This window comes from Lactococcus ileimucosae (assembly GCF_943193185.1).
Classification (GTDB): domain Bacteria; phylum Bacillota; class Bacilli; order Lactobacillales; family Streptococcaceae; genus Lactococcus; species Lactococcus ileimucosae.
Map to the genome: position 1 here is coordinate 12,679 of NZ_CALPDE010000011.1, position 19,058 is coordinate 31,736.

A 19,058-nucleotide genomic window follows, 5' to 3' on the forward strand; every position below is an offset into this window, starting at 1 on the left:
TAGATGTAAAAGAGACTATATGGAGCCTTTGATTTTGACAAAGTCAGGTTAAAGTTTTGGCCAAAAATGTACTGGGCATCTGCTTTAGCACCATTACCACCATGGATAAAGTATTGCCAACCTTCTTGTGACCAAGTAACATTATCTCCAGCAGTAATCTGGTCAATAGCCCCGTTGATGATTGGAGTTGTGACATTGTCACTTTCAGCTCGGGCAGATACTGTAGCTCCATCCCCTATACTGAAAGAGTTCCCATAACCGACGGTTCCTGAAACAACATTTCGTCGATCAAAGTCAAAGACAGAGTCAAGCCAAGAAGAATCAGGCCGGTTATTTTCAACACTTGCCCCATTAGAAATTTCGATCTTCGTAACCGCATGCGTCACCTGACGAAGAATACTAAAGCTATTCTTACCAGAGAAGACAGCCTTACCGTACGGTGAATAAACAGCTGTATTTCCCCACTGATTATTCGCGTGATCTTGACTGCTAAGAATCACATTATCAATATTAGTTGTTAAATATCTCCCATCTGATGTTGTGACGAGCGCGTTCGATTCCGGACCATTCGTTGATAAGGTATGGATAAATGATACATTGGAAATTGTAACAGTCGTCTCAAAGGACGCTGAAGCTGTTGAAGCAAAACGGAACATGTTGTCCTTCAAGTTTACGGTATGCCCGTTCCCTTGCACAATCACATCACTTCCTACCGTACGCTGGTTAAAGAGATTGGCAGTATCATATGTGATTCCATCGTTAGAGGCGTCAAAGTTAGCTGTAATATCAATATAACGAATACTGTTATTATTCCATGCGGAAACAAGCTCTGCAAATGTTGATACAGCTGCATAAGTGCCATCAGCCTGCGCCTGTGCCTTATACTGTGCATCATTGGTCACTTGACCTGGCGTAGCAACATTAACTGACGTTGGCGATTTAGTATTATTAGCATTGTCAGTCAAGATGTTTTCAAACTCTGGACGGTTGCTATCAGGGTCTACAGCAACAGAGTTAGACAGCCTTCCTTCATCACTTTCCAGCGCCTTTAAGGCCGGCAATTTGAAGTTCGTTTTTGAAGCATTGGTGTCTTTCACCGAAGCCAGCGCAGTCAGATCGGCTCCCGCTGCTCCACCTCCCAAAATACTAATACTCGAAATCGTCGCATACAACCAACGTTTCTTCGACTTGTACATGCGATAGCGCAGCTTTGGCTCAGAGGTTTTCAGTTTTAAATTTTCTCTTTTACTTCTTTGTTTTTTCCTCATAGTCATTTTACCTTTTCACTTTCATTATTTGGGTAGTTATTACTTCTTATCAATCACCACCAAGGGCTTGATTTTATTCAGATGGCTTTCAACACGTGCTGTAATTCCCAAATAAAAATCATCATCTGGAATCAAAGCAATCTCATGATAAGTGGAATAATCATGGCTATTGCAAGACTCACAGCAATAAGCGTCGCTATCAACTTTTTGTTACTGGCATCCTCTTCGATATCGTTAATAATACGATCTGACTCTGCCTGAAACAGCTGTTCAATTTCTACTTGCAGGTGTGTCATCTCTTTCAAAGATGGTTCCTGCTGTTCTTCCGAAATTTCTGACATTTTGTAGCACCTCTTTTAGCTTTGCAAACTTGGCATATTTCCATGCCTATGTTTTTAATGTTACGCTTAAATTAATATTAGATGTTTAAAAGTAATATTAAATATATTGTATCACATTTAGGTTACATTACGGTAACGAAAAGCAAGCTATTTCAGTGTTTTAGTTTCGTTATTTGCCTTTTTGCTTTTGTAAAGCTAAAAGAAGCATTTGAATTTCATACTCTGTGAGTATATCTGTTGTATTTTTAATATCTGTTTCAATCTTTCTGTCCGGAAAATATGTCTGTAATATTTCAGTCAAGGACTGGAATTCTATACTGAATTTTGCAACATCTGCTCCAGTCTTAATTTCAATATGTCCACCCTGCGTTTCAAGTTTGTCAATGATTGCTGAGAGCACCGTCTGAAAATTAGTTTCTCGGCTCACGAAAAGCAGCAGGTTGGCAGTACTGTCCGAAACCATGATACTTTCCCGGTCAGAGCTATGAATGAGCAGTTGAAACTTTTCACTTGAAGCTTGGAATTTTATAAATGTTAACTCCTCTCCCCTTTCCACTCTAACACTGTTTTCCTCTGCTTTTTCAATCAATAATATGTCATAAAAAACCAGTGTTTCATGTTTGATATTATTGAGGTTAATACTGTAGTGAGCAGCGTTATGGGGATATTGAAAAGTAAAATGTAGTCCTTCAAAATACTGTGTAGCAGTAATTTGACCAAACTGGTCACGAAAATCGATATCTACGCGGAATTGATTTTTCGGGTTTTCTTGGATAAACATAGGTTTTACCCGGCTTCAACAGTGGTAATAATGGAGCAACACGATCTTCTCCATAGCTTCCCTTGGAATGCCAAGCTTTGATGGTCGTACCTACAGGCATCATGGGTGATGAAAAAGTCACTTGATGAGAGTCTAGCGTAATTTCTGAACCATAATTATAAGCTTGGTTGAAACGTTTTCCCCATTTGATAAGTGCAGTATCTGCCATAAGAACTCCTTATAATCTAAAATCAATATCACGCCCATATTTATTGAGCAAAATGTTACGGTATTGTTTAATAAACCAACTGTTGATACCGGGAGTGTTATCATTGTGACGGCCAATAAATCCCTTATAGAGTAAAGTTGCTTTAGAATTCATGCTTTTGAGTTTTTCAACCAGCATCGAAAATGCCTTATGATCATAGTCGTCTTGCTTCATATAAGCCAATGCAAAGGTCGTCGAGTCATAATTGCCTTTTGAAAACTTATCCCAGAATTTTTGATCCAAACTCTCCGCATTGACAGTTGTTGAGCTGCCACCATGATGAAGAACCATGTCCAATGACGTGCCCCACATTTCAGGACGATTGATACGTTCATTGAGCGCTATCGTGCCAATGTTAGCCAAAGGCTTACCTACAATAACCGCTGCTGGCGACAAATCCGCCGCATAATAAAGCGCACCAAAGGTTCCCATAGAAAGACCTGATAAAATCAAGTCTTGACTGCTAAAGCCCAGCCACTCTAGCTTATCTTGAATAAACTGAGAAATATGCGCTTCAAGCTCTGAACTTCCTAGATAAAAATTCCCTCCCTCAAGACGAGGATCGCCAAACAGAATAAAAGGACCTCCCATATTGGCCATCATTCCGCGACCTTCCATCCCTTCCGCTGAGCGATAACCCGAGAAATAAACCGATAAAGGAGGCTTCATATCTCCAGGATGGAAATAGCAGTTGACTTCTTCATTTCTAGCCTGCCTGTCAATTAAAGTTGTGGCGCCTGAGAACATCACGGATTTGTCGTTGAGATATTTTCGGAAATGAATATTACCAACCTGTATTTCTCCCTGCCCTCCCTTAGCATAAAGTCCTATACTGGTATATACTGTATGTTCAGTATCATTATGAACAATGATTTCTTGATTTCTAAACTGCTGAGGGCTGCCCTTGATGACCTTGATAATGTTATAGTGATGTTTTTCAAGAACATAGATTCGATATTCCAGCTCCAAGTCACCGTTAACGATAGTGTCTTCTGGATAGAAGGCAAGTTTATCCCCAGCCCCAAAGTCTACGCTGTGCCTACGCCAATGCAAAACTTCTGAAAATTCGGGTGTAAATTCCCCTATCAGCTGCATATAACTGTTTCCAAACTTAGTGGACTTCCCCTTAAAATTTGAAGATACAGCCACCGTTTCAGGTTTGACCTTGTATCCCATTTGTCCAATGGATAAATCCCATATTTTTTCCCGAAGTCTTTCCAGACTGTCTTCCTTGGAGCGATAGGGATGCGCGAACTTCTGTTCCAAAATTTGTTCTTGATGAGGACTAATCACCGCTTCTGCATCATAGAAAATTTGATAGGCTGGGAACTGAGCCAACTGCAAGGGAAAGGAACGCAAGAGCAGGGCATCCGCCCCTAAAACAAAGAGTGAGCGGTTGTGCTTGGGGTTAAACTCTCCCTCTACAAAAAATCTCTCCCCTGCTTCATCAGCCATCAAGTCATAGTTCCCCGGTAAGTAAATCACATGGAATTTCTCTTTTATAGCTTCTGAAAAAGTCAGAGCCTGCCCTCCAATTTGGATAATCTTACTTTTTTTAGCCATGCTGCTTAAAAACCTCCAACCATTTTGCTTTAATCAAATGCGGTTCGTGCTGTTCGATGATGTCAATACTCGTCACTAAAGACTTGTTCCAATTTCTTAATGTTCCCATGTAGTAGACCAAAGCTTCCTTCAAATCATCCGAACTTGATATTGTCCAACCGTTTTCTCTCTCCCGCAAGAAGTCACTCTGGTGCCGTGTCAAAATTGGAATACCTGCACTGACTGCCTTTACATGGCGCTGTATATCGTATTTTTTAGAAAGATCAACGTAAACACGCGCAATATCAAAAACAGCCTCCATCTTAAGTAAATCAAGAGGCCCCACCTGCTCAATTCTGAGCTGAGCATTAACAGCACCTACGTAGTTCAACCACTTTGGCGAGTTTTTGAGTTCCTCGATAGCATCTTCCAGATGTTTAAAAACTCTCTTCTCTTTTTGCGCTACGACGTATTCATGAACTTTCTCATATTCTTCTGAATCAGAGTCAACACCAAAGTGCGTATTGATGAGAAGCTTTTGTAGAAAATACATACGTCTGCGATCTTCTACATCTTCCAGTTCGACAATTAAACCGTAGTCCTCATCTGAAATAGCCTCTTCAATCAAGAAAATTAAATTTTTTTCTGCTTCTTCATTTAGGTCTGCAAAACTTGCAAAAACTTTCATGATGGGCATCGTATCAGAACGTCCCAGACTGAGTTGGGGAAGAAAAACAGGAATATAAGGCACAGTCTGATTTGTGTCCATCTGAAAAACAGTAGAATCACGAACCCAGTGTTCTGCATCAAGTGGCTCTTTTACATCTTCTGAAAGAATATGTATCTGATTCCAGAAACTTGGAACAGCAGATATGCTTTTTTGATTTGAGTCCACCAAGACTGATTTTTCATATTTTCCAAAATTTTCGAGTAAACCTGTCGTCAAAGTCTCAAGTACATTTTCCAAAGAAAGATAAGTTTTTTGGGAGAGATAGGCATGTTCTTCCGACAAAATGGAAAGCCGTCCCTTTTCTTGGAGCAAGGTTTTCTGCCCCTTCTCATTGAAGTACTCCGACTTTACCTGAAGTCGGCTTTTATCAAAAAAGTGAATGCAGCTCATAAAGCCACGGTCATCAAAAATTTCTCGCTGAAAGCCGTCTTCAGTTCGCCAATCAATAAAGTCCATAAAGCCATAGGCATTATAAACCACCTGCCCAATGGTCTGTCCATTTTTCAAGAGCAATACTATTGAAGGAGTATAAACTTTCTCTATGCTTTCAGGAAAAACTAAATCTTCTAGGGAGAGTGGATGACCATCTTGGATCTCGATACCTTGCAAATGGTCAAATAATCGGATAATACTTTTAACCTTGAAAGCCTGAGCATTGAGATGATAACGCAAAAAAGGCAGATGTTTTGGAAGCAAAACCGTATATTCCATATCAGCCTTGGTAAAAAACTGCGCAAGATTGTAAATTCGATCTGAACCCAAATCAGTCTGATCCTGCCACTCCGCTAACAAATAAATCATAAAGTTGTCCTTTCCTGCCATCAAAAGATGACATAATGTCGTTTCGCCAAAACAAAGCGAATATCCTCATGCATGGTGTGAACAAAATAAACCATCATAACTAAAGAGGAAAAATAAAAGCTCAAAACAGTAGCTGGTTGATACCAAAGTCCTACCAATAAAGGTGTTAAAGAAACCAGTAAGATAAAGCTATTATTAAGGAAAATAATCCGGTTAAGTTTTTGCCGAATATACTTTTCCGTATCACGACCAGGTCTTACATCAAAAATGTAATCTCCCGCTCCTCGAAGCCCCTTGGCAATATCGAAAGGCCGTATATTCATATGGGAAAAGCCAAATCCCAGAAAACCCAAAATCAAACCAAAAGTGAGAATACCCTGCACTGTACTGTAAGAGAAAAAAGTAGTGACGATGTAAGCCATCAAATTATTATTTTGAAAAAAGGGTAAGAAGAGCATCACCTGTGGCATTGAAAAAAGGGTAATACCAAACATAAAAGGAAATGCTCCTGAAGTCAAAACCTTAATCGGAATGTATGAAGATTTAAAAGCAACTGTCATGGCAGTTTGTTGAACAGGAATACGATACTCACTTCGGGCTAAAATAGAAGTTACATAAACCATAACCACTGTTGCCCCACCAATGAAAACGAGTCCCCAAACACTACTGAATAAAGCACTGTCTTGCCCACCTGTCAATAACATTCGTGGCATGTTTGCCAATAATCCAGGAAAAATAAGAATCATCTGCTTGCCCACACCCTTGTCTTTATTGAGATCAGCAATATAGGCAATCACCATACCGCCAGAAGTCAGCAAAAGCAGGAAAAAGAAGTCAACTTGGCTCTGCGAAAAACTAGGAAAATGAGCGTAAAAGATATTCCCCTCGAAGCTCCGCAAAGTCGCCCATGCTTGCAAAATAGCAAAAAGCAAAGTAATTGCGCGGACAATCAAACCAGACTGCTTTTGTGAAAGACTCTTAATCGCATCAACCTCCAACAAACTGAAGAGATTCCAAACAATAAAAGATATCATGTACGGACTGAGACCAAGAGAAAAGAGGGTCAACTCTCCTGACTTCCCTGCGGAAATACTGGCAAAAAAATTCATTATGCCATCATTGTTAGCAACCTGTGGCGTGGTACCCGGCAGGTTCAGATGGTTCCCTAACTGAACGATGGACAGGATTAAAAGTGTTACTGAAAAGCGCTTGATTGCGCCTGAATATTCTTTCATTTTCTACTCTCTTTATCTCATTTACGGCAATTCAATATCCACAGAACCATCTCGATTGATAAAGAGCTCTGATAAAAGCATATTACGTGTAATATCAATCCAGAGACGCTCCATGCATTCTGTGAAATAGCGATTGGCTTCTTTTTCAAATTCATGCAAAGGGCGCTGCTGCCCAAAAGTTCTACTTTGAACAACCGTTTTCAACTGCACCAAGGCATCTGCCAAATCTATCCAAAGTTGGTCTAAGGATTTAAGGATGATAAAGCGCTGATACATGTAGCTTTGGTCTGCATGTGGAAAGTTTTCTAAAATTCGCTGATCTTTTTCGGCAATGATGTCGTCCAACAATTGACGGAGAGTCTTTACACTCATCTTGTCAAACCCATCTAATCTTGATTGGTCAAAACTATAGTCTAAATTATTAAGGATAAAATCTGAAAATTCAAAGGCATCCCGTTTTTTTCTTTCCGCTAAAAAATTCTCTGCGGTATGTTTATAGCTCTTTAATATAACTTCTCTAAAATATGTCGGTGTACCTGTCAGGACTTTGTTGCGTGTCGCATAGACACGTTCGCGAAGGACACTAATGACATCATCAAATTCCAGAGTTGTTTTTCTGCTGTTCACATCTTGATTTTTCTTGTTTTTCTGGGATTTTTCTATGAGACGCTGAAACTTTTTCTTATTTAGCAATCCTTCTTGCGTCGCAACCTCATCTCCCTGTTTATTTTCTAAATTTTTACGGAATTTACGTACCCATTCGGGGGAACTTTCAACAACGACTTTATCTTCCAGAGAAGTATAAAAATGCGAATCTCCGGGCTCTCCTTGACGTCCAGCACGCCCTCTTAACTGATTATCGATGCGGTCACTGGTCATGCTCTCAGTCCCCACAACCATAAGTCCGCCATTTTCGCGACTGAAATCATCCAACTTAATGTCTGTTCCCCGTCCAGCCATAGCTGTAGCTACAGTCACAGCACCACGCTGCCCTGCCTGATGAACAATTCTTTTCTCCTTAGCTGCTGTCGCCGTAGTCGCATTAAGTAAGGAGTGAGGGATACGATTATTTAGAAGTATGAGCGAATAAAGGCGAGATTTAGTGACTGAGCCCGTGGCGATTAGAACAGGACGTTCTGCTGCCACAGCTTTCTTAACTAATTCTAGTGAACTTAACATCTTAGCTTTGTTGGTCAAATAAATACTGCTTTTATGATCCGTGCGCTTAATCGGTCGGTGTGTCGGGATAGGTACTACATCAATATCGTATGTATCACGGATTTCTACTACATCCGTATAGGCAGTTCCCGTCATCCCTGATAGGACTCGAAACATTTTAAACAAATTCTGATAGGTGATAGAGCCCATGGATTTAGTCTCCAGAGTGATTGTCACCTCCTCTTTTGCCTCAATAGCTTGGTGCATTCCCCCTTGAAGCTTAGTACCAATCATCTTGCGACCATTCATTTCATCAAGAAGAAAAATTTCATCTTCTTCAACTACATAATGGCGACCAACTTCCTGAACATAGTTTGCCTTTAAAGCTAACACTAAATGTCTGTAATGCACTTGGTTCTCTTTGGACAAAATTTCTGAAAGTCCAAAGTAGCGACTGGAATGTTCAATCCCTTCCTCCGTAAACCAAACTTGTTGCTTATCCTCCGAAATTTCATAATCTACCTCTTCAGTTAAGCTTTTGACAAACTTATCCGCCAAATGATAAAGATTGAATTGTAAAGTCGGTGCACCAGAAATAATCAATGGAATTTGGGCCATATCCAAGAGTATGGCATCTAGCTCATCAATAACTACAAAATTAAAGCCTTGCAAGTATTGTTTGTCTACTTCTGTTGCCAAATTATCTAAAAGATAGTCAAAACCTAGGCCAGAGTGTGTAGTATAAACGATATCAGACTTGTACACCACACTGCGATCCACTTCCTTGTCGTACGCATTGCGCTGCACACCAACAGCTACAGAAAGCCCGAGCCAACGGTAAACCTTGCCTACTTCTTCAGCATCGCGCCAGGCCAGGTATTCATTCGCAGTAACTAAAAAATTTCCCGGGCCAGTTAAACCCATGAGATACAGGGGCATCGTAGCAGTCAAGGTCTTGCCTTCTCCCGTCTTCATCTCAGCTACATTTCCGTGAAAAAGAACAATCGCTCCGAGTACCTGCACATCATAGGGCGCCATTCCCAAAATACGGCGGTCTGCTTCAATGACAGTTGCATAAGCTTCTGGTAAAATATGGGCGAGTGTTTCGCCCTTTTGAAGACGCTGCCTAAACCTCTCTGTCTGTGCCTTTAGTTCTTCGTCAGTCATGTTTTTATACTTCGAGGCTAAACCCTTAATCGTCCGAAGAATTTTAATATATTTTCTTTTCTTAAAGCCTTTAAACTCAGCCATAGTTATATGTATTCCTTTCTAATCAGAGGAAAACAAAATCAAATTGTATTTCTGATTTTTCTTGACAAGAATGAGTATTGCTCTTAGATAGTTGCTTTCTTATTCTAAAAGTCTCCTATACACGCTCATCTTAATTAATAATCCAAGGGAAAGATGATTAGATACTCTAACCCCATTTTCATATTATTCTCATCCATTAACTATAACATAATTCCAAGTAAATGTAATCTTTTATACACAAAACATTAACATAAAAAAATATTATAAACCAAAAATACATCATTTAGTCATAAAAAAACTTAATCGCCATAGCAAAGAAATTCATGGTTTGGACACTGATTTTTTTCAAAATGAACTGCACTAAACTCTAGAAGCCTAGTACTAAACCTTAGATAGCGTACTTAAGATGTGTTTTCACTTTTTCTAATGCAAAACTGTCCTCCAATGGCTTGCGGACATTCCCTAATATCTATATTGACAAATCTCTATCAAACTATATACTTATCTTGTCGAACCTCATCTGAAAAAAACGGAACAGTCGGAAGGAGAAAGCGCATGAAAAAAAGATTGCTTTATTTTACAGCAACCCTACTTATACTTCTGTCCTTGAATTTTATAATCTGTCCACAAGCTTTGACAGAAAGCTACCATTCTGATTTTTGCAATCAGCTGGGAACTTGGAAATCCCTTATTGGACAAGCTGATAGAAACATTCGTCAGGGCCAGTTTGTGATGAGCAGTCAAAAAAAAGGTGAACATTCTGAAAATGTTTCCCTCAATACAGAGGCAGGTGAACGAAGTTCTGGTGATTTACAAATAAGCTTTGTTTACAAGGGGCAAAAGAATTTTGGACTCATTTTTAGAGCTGGGGGAGAGAACAGTAAAAATTACCAGTCTTTTGTCTACCTCGGTAATGGAAAATGGCAGCTGGTCCAGTCTAGCCCCAAACAGATGATTGATATAAAAGGTCCAAACCTAGTTTCTGGGCAAACTTATAAGTTACTGCTGCGTTATCAAGGCACCAGCCTTCAAGCCTATCTCAATGAAAAGTTGATTTATGACGAACAGCATGTAAGTTTCAGCGATGGTTCTACCATTGCTGGGGATTGGAAAGGCTACATTGGCTTAGGATTTTTTAATTCCCCCAGTCAGCTGACTGTCTTATCCATTAAGAGTGGAGATATTGGAAGTAGCTCTGTCGGCATTGATCCACATGAATTTGTAAAACTGCGGAACAAATGGAAAGAGCAACATGAATTTGTAAAACTGCGGAACAAATGGAAAGAGCAACTGGTCACAGAAAATTATAATCCCAGCATTCCCGCCCTTGTCAAATACGTAAAAACTCTATCTGATAATGCCAAAGTACTTTACCAAAGCATGTCCCTTGATCCTCAGCGCACCTATCTTTGGCCTTTACAGCCGGGAGAAAGTGCTTCCGCCCACCTTACACGGCAAGTTACTAACCTCTATTACTTGTCTCAAGCCTACAGCACTCAAGGAACAGACTACTTTCAAAGTCCAAAAGTTTTAGCCGCAATCCAATCTGGTTTTGACTTTATTGTTAATCATGAAGGTTATGATGGCAATAAATATTATGGCAACTGGTGGGATTGGCAGATCGGTATTCCACAGAAATTTATTAAAAGCTTGATCATTCTTGGCGACCATATCTCAGAGAACGCTCTTCAACGTTATACCCACGCCATCTCTGCCTATGTGCCAAACCCCTACCAGCAGCTCTATTCAAAGCCTCAAGAAGCCTTTGTCGACCTCTCTTTTGTTCCCAACTTTTCAGCGACAGGCGCAAATCGAACTGACTTAGCCTTATCTGTACTAGGTTTAGGAATCTTACAAAAAGATGAAAACAAGATAGAGTGTGCTTCAAATAGCCTCAAGGAGATTTTTCAACTGGTAAGTCAAGGCGATGGCTTTTACTCCGATGGTTCCTTTATTCAGCATAACAAAATCCCCTACACTGGCGCCTATGGAAATGTCCTCATCAATGGCATCGGCCAAATCCTAGCGACGACCAAAGGTTCCAGCTTTGAGATGGATAAACAGTCTGTCTCAAACTTTGTCAATACTGTCGCTTCCTCCTTCCTCCCCTTAATCTATCAGGGAGCAATGCTACCAAGCGTCAACGGTCGTGCCGTATCCCGTGCGCCCAAGGGCGACCAGATTGACTACGGCTCAAAAACCATGTATAACTTACTCATTGTAGCTACACTGGCCCCAATGGATGTTCAGAAGAAACTTCAAGAAGCTGTCAAATATTGGATACAAGAAAATCCAGATTACTACCTGAACAACCCCAGAGACTATAACAGTCTACAGATGGTGCTTTCTTTGTTGGCAGATAGTACTGTTTCTGGACAAAGTCTTCCCTTTGTTGGTACAAAAAATTTTTCCGCAATGGATCGTTTTGTTCAAAGCACACCTAATTATCTGTTAAGTTTAAGCCTTTATTCCAATCGCATCTATTCCTTTGAAGCAGGAAATGGCGAAAATAAACACGGTTGGCATACCGCAGATGGCATGCTTTATCTCTACAACAATGACGGCGTACAGTTTGGAAACAGTTATTGGCCTACAGTTGATCCTTATCGTCTTCCCGGGACAACTGTTGATACTGTGGCCTTACAGGATGAAGCTTCTTACTTTACTACTATAACCTCACCTGAAACTTGGGTCGGCGGAGTAGCTTTAGAAAATCAGGCAGTGATGGGCATGGCTCTCAGCAAAGAAGGCACAAGAAATAACGGTCTTCTTCTCCCCATGAATCTCCATGCAAAAAAATCATGGTTTATTTTGGATAACCAGACTATAGCTCTGGGTGCTGGCATTAGTGGCGACACTACAGCTGATATCGAAACCATTGTTGATAACCGCTTGCTCAACGCCACTTATCATTATCAATTGCTATCCAGTACAGGGCTTATAAATACATGTACTGCAAAAGAAAAGGTGGACTGGCTCTTACTACAGTCCAATCAGCAAAACGCCTCCATCGGCTATATTTTCCCAACTGCGCAGGAGATAACGCTGCAGTCTGAAAAGTGCACAGGAACCTATGCTGCCATCAACACCGCATTCCCCAGTGATACCACTTATACAGGAGACTACTGGAAATTCATAATCAACCACGGAAAAAATCCTATAAACGCCAGCTACGCTTATATTATTCTCCCCGGTGCGACGCTGGATACCCTAAAAGATTACAGCAAAAATAACGACTTGAAAATCCTCTCCAATACCGCCAGCATCCAAGCAGTACAGATGGACAAGGCAGGATATTTAGGAATTAACTTTTGGGAGAACTCAGGCGGTACAATAGCTGGCATCACGAGTGACAAGCCTATATCTTTTATGAAACAAACTAAAGCCGAACAAACCCTCTACACTCTCTCCGATCCCACTCAATCTAACGAAACCGTCCATATTCATCTGCCCCAAACTTCCCAGAACATTCTCTCCATGAGCGAGGGCATATCCTTTGATGAGGCTACACACAGCTTTATCGTTGATTTTTCAGGTAGTGCAGGGCAGGCAAAACAAATTGTTTTAGGTTCACGTTAAAGTAACTTATTTTATTTGATGCAAAAAGAGTGGAGGATTTTACTATCTTATGTGACAAGTGCCTTTTAGTTAGCAGATTGCTGGGGGGATAAATGTATAAAGGCGCTGCATGCACCGTCATAGGCATCACACTATAACATGTGTTTTCCTCCCAAGTGAAGGACTCTTCCTAACCCAACCCAGCATTATTAGAAGCAGGGATATAAAGCTCTTACCAAGCCTTGGATTGAAATACTTCTCAGGAATAAGACAGCCGTGAAGGAATAACTCCTATAAAAATTCCTAATTGGCATAAAATGTGCAGCACAATAAAAAGGCAACAAAAAGTATTATAAAAGCAGTTTTCTTCCAGTGGAAACAAGTAACAAATACCTTAATTGAACTGCTCCTATCAAAATAGATATAGTTAAAAAATCACCATGCAAACCATTATACTCCCCTCTAAAGTTAGACAAGAGCTTTTCTTATGCGTAAAAACAATAAATATGGTGGAGATTTCAAAATCCAAGTTGCTCAAGATTATCTCTCAGGTAAGTATAGTAGCACTAAAGAAGTGACCCAAGCTTTTTGTGTCACAAACAAAAGCCAAGTTGTGATTTAGACTAAACTTTATCAAGTTTCACTTGGACGTCCTGCAAAGAAAGGAACTAAAATACCTCAATCTACTTTACTTGAGGCATGTCTCTTAAAGAACAAAATCACTTTCTGCGCATGGAAAACGACATCCTAAAAAAGCTGAAAGCTCTCCGCAAGAGTTGAGGAGTTCTCTTAAATATCGGGTCATTGATGGTCTCAAAAACAAGTATTCCATTGGAAGCCTGTGCGCTTATCTTTAAATCGCTCGAAGCAGTTTACTATGCTTGGATAAACAAGGGGAAATCGAGATGCAAATGTTGGAAGCAGGACTTGATAGATAAAATTCAAAAATTCTCTTTGATTCCTCCTTTAAGGACTATCACCATATCTGGATGCAACTTAAGCGGATTTATGATATTAGTGTCAATCTCAAAACTGTTCTTTGTTATATGCACTTGCTTGACCTTGAGGCTCCCATACGCAAGAAACGCTTTACTTCATGTACAAGACAAGAAAGGAACAAAAAAGCAAGAAAAGTTTCGCTAAACCTTCTCACTCGTGATTTCGTCGCCACTCAACCCAACCAAAAGTTAGTGACTGACGTTTCCTATGTGTATCATAAGCAGGACCGACTCTTCTTAAGTGTCTCATTAAGGACCTCTGTATGATAACTCTATTGTAGCTTACAATCTATCAAGATTCAATAATAATAAGTTAATCTTTGATGGCTATTGGGAGGGGGGCACAAGAATGTCTTCTCCACTCTGACCAAGGTTTTTAATATACCAGCCATGCTTATCATAAGAAACTAAAATGCTATAATGTGACGGTCTCACATTCCAGAAAAAGCATTTGTTATGACAATGCCTCTTGTGAGAAGTTCTTCCCTCACCTTAAAGGTGAGTCTTTAGAACTCTTTGTAACAGAAGATGAGATAGCGCCGATAAAACAAATTGATGTCTATCTAACTTAATATAACAAGAAGAGGACACAAGAGAAACTAAAAGGTATAACCCCGTTAGAATATCGGGCATCATACCTTTACTCATTATTAATTAAACTGGTGTTTTTTATCTGTACATTTTAACTAGGGATTAACAAGTTCATATGCCAACTTTAATTGTCTATATTTTTATAATCGGTATTGTTCTCAAATTATATTTTCACTCTAAAATTTGATTCATACTCATATTTCTATTTCCCCCTTAATTGAGATAGCTTTCAAGAACTTTCTTTTTTTGTATTTGAATATCAGACAGTACTTTCTTCTCGATGATCATCTTTTCTTCAATCTCTTCAATTCTATTAATTGCTTCATTTTGTTCCTCTATACCTGGAGCTATTACCGAAAGTTTTTCTATTTGATTAATTGACGCTCGATAACTCCTTGAAAAGCCTTCTCTCAGTCCCTCTTGTTCTAAACGATGTGCCAAATAACGATAGTTTAGTTTATTTGTATTCACTCGCAAAACACCAGCATGATCCGTAGGATAAAATGGTCTATTAGCAGCAATAGTATTAACCATCCAATCTCCATCAATACCCCAAAGAATTGATGGTTGACTAAAATCTTTTATAATATCTTTATTAATTCTTCCAAGTGGTTCATAGACATTTGCTGAAAAAACGGGTATACCTTCTTGAGTTAATTCTCTGTTTAATACACGTTTACCAATCATAATAGTAAAATCACTTGATGAAAGTCTATAGCTCGTCCCCCCCTAGTACATCAAGGCTTTGGAAGATTTCTGATATTTGCTTTCGATACTCTTCTAACTTCATACGCGAAGATTGGTATTTTTCATCCAGTTTTTCAACAGCTTTATTAACTTCTTTTTGTACACTATTAGGTACTTGTGGAACAGGAAACTTAGCAATATCCTTGGGATATACATGAGGCTGAGCTGCTCCTCTTGCCAAATCAAAAATAGCTTGTTGCTGTGATTTTAAAAAATTAAAAATATATTTTGTTTCTTGTACAGTATTTGCTTGAACAGTTGTTGTATCGCTTGCAAATATGGGTTCATCCCAGTAATTAACAAAACCAGCATTTGCTCCTGAAGCAGAAATAGTAATAATATTGGCTGTCCGATTTGCTTTATCATGTGTATAAGCGAAATCAATACCTCCAGCTACAACTTTAACATTTCCTTCTCTAGTCTGATTTTGAGTAATGGTTGAACCTCTTTGAATATCTGCAATTTTACCTAATTTTTCAATTGGATATTTACTTTTAATCTCAATCTTTTTATCTGCAGTAGTTTTTATCTGAGCATCAAAACTTGTTTGAGTGAAATCTAGCATATCTACTAATGGAGAAATCGTTACGAATTTTTCTAGAGCAGCAGGTACTTCAGCTAGAGAGCCTTCAAAATTCTTTCGAATAATTGTATTTATCTTATTACCATCATATAAGTCAAGAGGATTAAACAATGGTGTTTGAATACTGTTCATCGCTTGATTTTTAGACACTTCCATCTCATCATCAGAAATACTAGCATCTATATACTTAATTCCTTCTTGCCCTTTACGTTTAGACCACTCATAACCAAGAAATTTTTTTATCTCTGCATTTTCGGCTGGTGATTTAATCACGATAACTTCACTTTCTTGAGCAGAAGACATTGCAAAGTAAGCTACCTTTTCTTTCTCAATTTCTCTAATATATAAAAACTGTGCCTTTAAAAGCTCTATGTCTTTAGTTTCTTGAGTGTATTTTTTATTGATTTTCTTTTTCTTTATCTTCTTAGAAACAGTAGTTTTATCAAATTCTTCTACATATTCTCCAAATAACTCCATTTCCAATAGCTTATCAAGAATTCCATTTTGTAACTCGAGATAATCATCATACTTGTAAGCTAGTGCATCACAATATGATTGAATAAGCTCAATATCAGATTTCTGAACCTCTGTATTTGTAAACCAACGTTTAACTGCATACTTATAATTATCAGATTCCTTAGGGGGATATTTTTTCTTCCGTAAGAATAAAACAATTGTATTTGTACCTGTTGAACCAAATGTCTTTGACCCAAATTCCGTAATTGCTATGATATCAAAATTTTCAATTAGCATTTTTCTTGATTTGGCATATATGTTTCCATTCGACAATATCGAGCTTGGTACAATGATTCCCGCCACACCTTCTGATTTCAAAAGCTGTTCCGCACGTTCTAAGAAGAATAATTCAATACTATTGTTTGTATCAAGTTTATCTACACATTTACTAAGCGCATATTTAGATCGTTGTTTTTCAGGCAAAGTAGTCAAGAAGCCTTTAACTGAATAGGGAGGATTAGCAATAACTACAGAATAAGAATTGTCTTCTACACTATCCTGCTCTGTCAAGGCATCCCCATAAATAATATTGATATCATCTTGTCCATACATGAAAGCTGAAACTTTAGCTACTTTTGACAACCGGTACTCTTTTTCAATTCCATAAATCTCTGAATAGTAATTTGGTAATTTTTCCTCATCAACAAACTGCTTAATCTGCTCAGCATATTCATTCAAAAAATGACCAGCTCCACTCGCATAATCAATAACTTTGGGAATATCCACTTGGCTATTAATCTGTTTTAAAGGCAAACTTGAAACGATAAATTTAACAATTGGAAGAGGAGTAAAAAATTGACCTTCTGATTGTTTAACACCATTGTCAAGAAATCCTTCAAACAAATCTCCTAAAAACTGATTTTGTTCTTTTGTTTTTAGTTTCATATCTTGCATCATTTGAACTATCTCTACTAAAATTTTAGAGTTTTGATAGAAGAGTTGTTCATTATAGACATCAAGAAAAGTAAAATCATTGTTTGAAAAATATTTTAACTCCTTAAAATATTTCAATATTGCATCTTTTGCCGCATCTTCACGCAACCTAAAAGCTGCTTCTACATCTTTCTCTGCAACATATGATACTTTCTCATTAAGAAATTTTTCCATTCCAACTTGGTAAAGTTTTTGTAATCTATCAACTAGTTCAAAATAGGTATCCTGTGCAACTCCTTTCCAATTGAATTTCAAGTCATCTGAATGCTGTTGCTCATCAACAATTTTAGCAAGAAATAGATTTACTAGCTTATCAAAAGCATTCTCTCGTCCACCAATATTATATTTCCTTAAAATTGTTGCAAATTGATTATACTTTTTTTGAACTTCATCATGCGTTATCTCTTTTAAATCTTTTACGGAAGTTTTGGCCTTGCCAATTTCAAATGGCTTTATAGTTTCCTCAAGAACTCCATTTGTTACAAAATCTTGCTGATAAGTATCACGCCAAATCTCAAATTTGTCATTTCCTCCCTTAGCATCTTTATAGCCCCGTGCATTTTCTAGGGTCGATAAGAATTCCAAGTTATCTTCTAAGTTAATCGCATGATAGAGGCGTTCAATAGAATCTTCATTAATTTGTGATGAATAAAGAACAAGCGCTTTAGCTCTATTATCTTGTTTTTCATAAGAAAAAAGTTGTCCCCCATCAGCCAGCATATTTCGCCATTCTTTATCAAATTCAGCACCATAATTTTTGGCTTCAATGATTAAAAATGTTTCTCCCGCATTATCTTCAACTGTAATATCAGCATTTCCTGATTTGCTGTTATGTCCAAGTTTATAACTCTTTTCAATTGAAATTTGACTCGGAAGATAGCCTTGCTTAAGCAATCCAACAATTGCTTCAAGGACGACAAAATTTTCTTTAGAAGAGAAGTTAGTCGTTGTTTTACGTCCAATTTCTTTCAAGCCTGGATACTTGATTTTTTTATTTTTTATATCCACTTCAATTACAAAACCATTAATACTAAGCTCATATGAATCATTATTGTGACTGAAACCTAATGCATCCAGCCATGGTTTAATATCTGGCATTTTTATTTTTCCTTTCTAGTATAAGAAATGATATCTCCAAAATCACAGCCTAGCTCTTCACAAATTTTAAGCAATACCGCTGAGCTTACAAGCTCCTCATTTCTCATTTTAGTCATTGTATTTGGCGCAATATCAATAGCTCTGCGCAAATCAGCTTTGCTCATTTTTCTATCTATAAGTAATTTCCATAACCTATCATAGGAAATCGGCATAATATAGCCTCCCACTCTAAAGTATACTTACTATGCATTATAACATATTTTTTCATTTTTTTTATAAATTTTCGCATTTTTTTGCGATTTCAATTCTCTGAAAATTCTAGAAATAGCTTTTTAGTTTCAGAGTTTCAACTCTTACTCATTTTTCTCCATGATAATATAGTTCAAATATTCAAACAAGAATATCAAAAAGTTGAAAGATTCTACTTCTACAAAAGTCAATTCTAACTCATTATGGAAAGTAAAATTGGTTCTGTATACTTGTATGGTGGTAGATGAAAATCTACTGCCATTTTTTGTAGGAAAAAAGCCATAGAAATTCGCTAAAATGGAGTTACCACACAAACACTTTAGTTAAGGATTCCTATGACTCATTCAGATTCTATCACACTTTCGCTCGACTTGAAAGCCTCAGACCTCGATTTCCCTTTAGAAAATTTTATCCGATATGGTTTTGCCAAA

General features: G+C 38.2%; 13 protein-coding genes and 1 pseudogene. 3 read left to right on the top strand and 11 right to left on the bottom strand.

Annotated features, from left to right (window positions below):
• The first annotated feature begins 66 nt into the window (after positions 1-66).
• On the top strand, positions 67-258 hold the full coding sequence (locus NFR51_RS06030) for a hypothetical protein (protein WP_251712837.1): 192 nt from the start codon (positions 67-69) through the stop codon (positions 256-258).
• A gap of 248 nt (positions 259-506) precedes the next feature.
• On the opposite strand, the pseudogene NFR51_RS10840 reads toward NFR51_RS06030, so the two are convergent.
• From NFR51_RS10840 to secA, 8 genes and pseudogenes are all read right to left on the bottom strand, one after another.
• Positions 507-1,274 (bottom strand): annotated as a pseudogene (locus NFR51_RS10840) (pectate lyase-like adhesive domain-containing protein); the annotation flags it as partial.
• Positions 1,275-1,399: 125 nt separating this feature from the next.
• A complete protein-coding gene (locus NFR51_RS06035) occupies positions 1,400-1,609 on the bottom strand; it encodes a hypothetical protein (protein ID WP_251712838.1) in 210 nt (69 codons plus the stop codon).
• Between the two features lie 169 nt (positions 1,610-1,778).
• Positions 1,779-2,390, bottom strand: coding sequence for an accessory Sec system protein Asp3 (locus tag NFR51_RS06040; protein WP_251712839.1), 612 nt, complete (start codon positions 2,388-2,390; stop codon positions 1,779-1,781).
• A complete protein-coding gene (locus NFR51_RS06045) occupies positions 2,335-2,598 on the bottom strand; it encodes an accessory Sec system protein Asp3 (protein WP_251712840.1) in 264 nt (87 codons plus the stop codon). Before NFR51_RS06045 ends, NFR51_RS06040 begins: the two co-directional genes overlap by 56 nt.
• Before the next feature lie 9 nt (positions 2,599-2,607).
• Complete coding sequence (gene asp2 / locus NFR51_RS06050; RefSeq protein WP_251712841.1) at positions 2,608-4,200, bottom strand: accessory Sec system protein Asp2; 1,593 nt, start codon at positions 4,198-4,200, stop codon at positions 2,608-2,610.
• Positions 4,193-5,710, bottom strand: a complete 1,518-nt coding sequence (gene asp1, locus NFR51_RS06055) for an accessory Sec system protein Asp1 (protein ID WP_251712842.1) — start codon at positions 5,708-5,710, stop codon at positions 4,193-4,195. The genes asp2 and asp1 overlap by 8 nt, the downstream gene beginning before the upstream one ends.
• Before the next feature lie 20 nt (positions 5,711-5,730).
• Positions 5,731-6,945 carry an accessory Sec system protein translocase subunit SecY2 gene (locus NFR51_RS06060; RefSeq protein WP_251712843.1) on the bottom strand — a complete coding sequence of 405 codons (1,215 nt, stop codon included), beginning with the start codon at positions 6,943-6,945 and terminating at the stop codon, positions 5,731-5,733.
• A 21-nt stretch (positions 6,946-6,966) separates the two neighbouring features.
• Positions 6,967-9,354 carry a preprotein translocase subunit SecA gene (secA, locus tag NFR51_RS06065; RefSeq protein ID WP_251712844.1) on the bottom strand — a complete coding sequence of 796 codons (2,388 nt, stop codon included), beginning with the start codon at positions 9,352-9,354 and terminating at the stop codon, positions 6,967-6,969.
• Between the two features lie 555 nt (positions 9,355-9,909).
• Here secA and hylB point away from each other — a divergent pair.
• Both hylB and NFR51_RS10760 read left to right on the top strand, forming a co-directional pair.
• On the top strand, positions 9,910-12,933 hold the full coding sequence (gene hylB, locus NFR51_RS06070) for a hyaluronate lyase HylB (RefSeq protein ID WP_251712845.1): 3,024 nt from the start codon (positions 9,910-9,912) through the stop codon (positions 12,931-12,933).
• Between the two features lie 466 nt (positions 12,934-13,399).
• The gene (locus NFR51_RS10760) at positions 13,400-13,534 is read left to right on the top strand and encodes a hypothetical protein (protein WP_277613158.1); all 135 of its coding nucleotides are present in this window, start codon (positions 13,400-13,402) and stop codon (positions 13,532-13,534) included.
• 1,180 nt (positions 13,535-14,714) lie between these two features.
• On the opposite strand, the gene NFR51_RS06075 is transcribed toward NFR51_RS10760, so the two are convergent.
• Genes NFR51_RS06075 through NFR51_RS06085 form a run of 3 tightly spaced genes read right to left on the bottom strand, consistent with a single transcriptional unit; the run spans position 14,715 to position 18,590 of the window.
• Positions 14,715-15,188 carry a restriction endonuclease subunit S gene (locus NFR51_RS06075; RefSeq protein WP_251712846.1) on the bottom strand — a complete coding sequence of 158 codons (474 nt, stop codon included), beginning with the start codon at positions 15,186-15,188 and terminating at the stop codon, positions 14,715-14,717.
• Between the two features lie 25 nt (positions 15,189-15,213).
• Positions 15,214-18,378 carry an N-6 DNA methylase gene (locus NFR51_RS06080; RefSeq protein ID WP_251712847.1) on the bottom strand — a complete coding sequence of 1,055 codons (3,165 nt, stop codon included), beginning with the start codon at positions 18,376-18,378 and terminating at the stop codon, positions 15,214-15,216.
• Between the two features lie 2 nt (positions 18,379-18,380).
• On the bottom strand, positions 18,381-18,590 hold the full coding sequence (locus NFR51_RS06085; protein ID WP_251712848.1) for a helix-turn-helix domain-containing protein: 210 nt from the start codon (positions 18,588-18,590) through the stop codon (positions 18,381-18,383).
• Between the last annotated feature and the right edge of the window lie 468 nt (positions 18,591-19,058).

Bases quoted from the DNA above. Each gene is read 5' to 3' on its own strand.
- NFR51_RS06040 (WP_251712839.1), bottom strand. From the start codon at position 2,390: ATGTTTATCCAAGAAAACCCGAAAAATCAATTCCGCGTAGATATCGAT.
- NFR51_RS10760 (WP_277613158.1), top strand. From the start codon at position 13,400: ATGCGTAAAAACAATAAATATGGTGGAGATTTCAAAATCCAAGTTGCT.
- NFR51_RS06035 (WP_251712838.1), bottom strand. From the start codon at position 1,609: ATGTCAGAAATTTCGGAAGAACAGCAGGAACCATCTTTGAAAGAGATG.
- hylB (WP_251712845.1), top strand. From the start codon at position 9,910: ATGAAAAAAAGATTGCTTTATTTTACAGCAACCCTACTTATACTTCTG.
- asp2 (WP_251712841.1), bottom strand. From the start codon at position 4,200: ATGGCTAAAAAAAGTAAGATTATCCAAATTGGAGGGCAGGCTCTGACT.
- NFR51_RS06045 (WP_251712840.1), bottom strand. From the start codon at position 2,598: ATGGCAGATACTGCACTTATCAAATGGGGAAAACGTTTCAACCAAGCT.
- NFR51_RS06085 (WP_251712848.1), bottom strand. From the start codon at position 18,590: ATGCCGATTTCCTATGATAGGTTATGGAAATTACTTATAGATAGAAAA.
- NFR51_RS06030 (WP_251712837.1), top strand. From the start codon at position 67: ATGTACTGGGCATCTGCTTTAGCACCATTACCACCATGGATAAAGTAT.
- NFR51_RS06060 (WP_251712843.1), bottom strand. From the start codon at position 6,945: ATGAAAGAATATTCAGGCGCAATCAAGCGCTTTTCAGTAACACTTTTA.
- secA (WP_251712844.1), bottom strand. From the start codon at position 9,354: ATGGCTGAGTTTAAAGGCTTTAAGAAAAGAAAATATATTAAAATTCTT.
- NFR51_RS06075 (WP_251712846.1), bottom strand. From the start codon at position 15,188: ATGATTGGTAAACGTGTATTAAACAGAGAATTAACTCAAGAAGGTATA.
- NFR51_RS06080 (WP_251712847.1), bottom strand. From the start codon at position 18,378: ATGCCAGATATTAAACCATGGCTGGATGCATTAGGTTTCAGTCACAAT.
- asp1 (WP_251712842.1), bottom strand. From the start codon at position 5,710: ATGATTTATTTGTTAGCGGAGTGGCAGGATCAGACTGATTTGGGTTCA.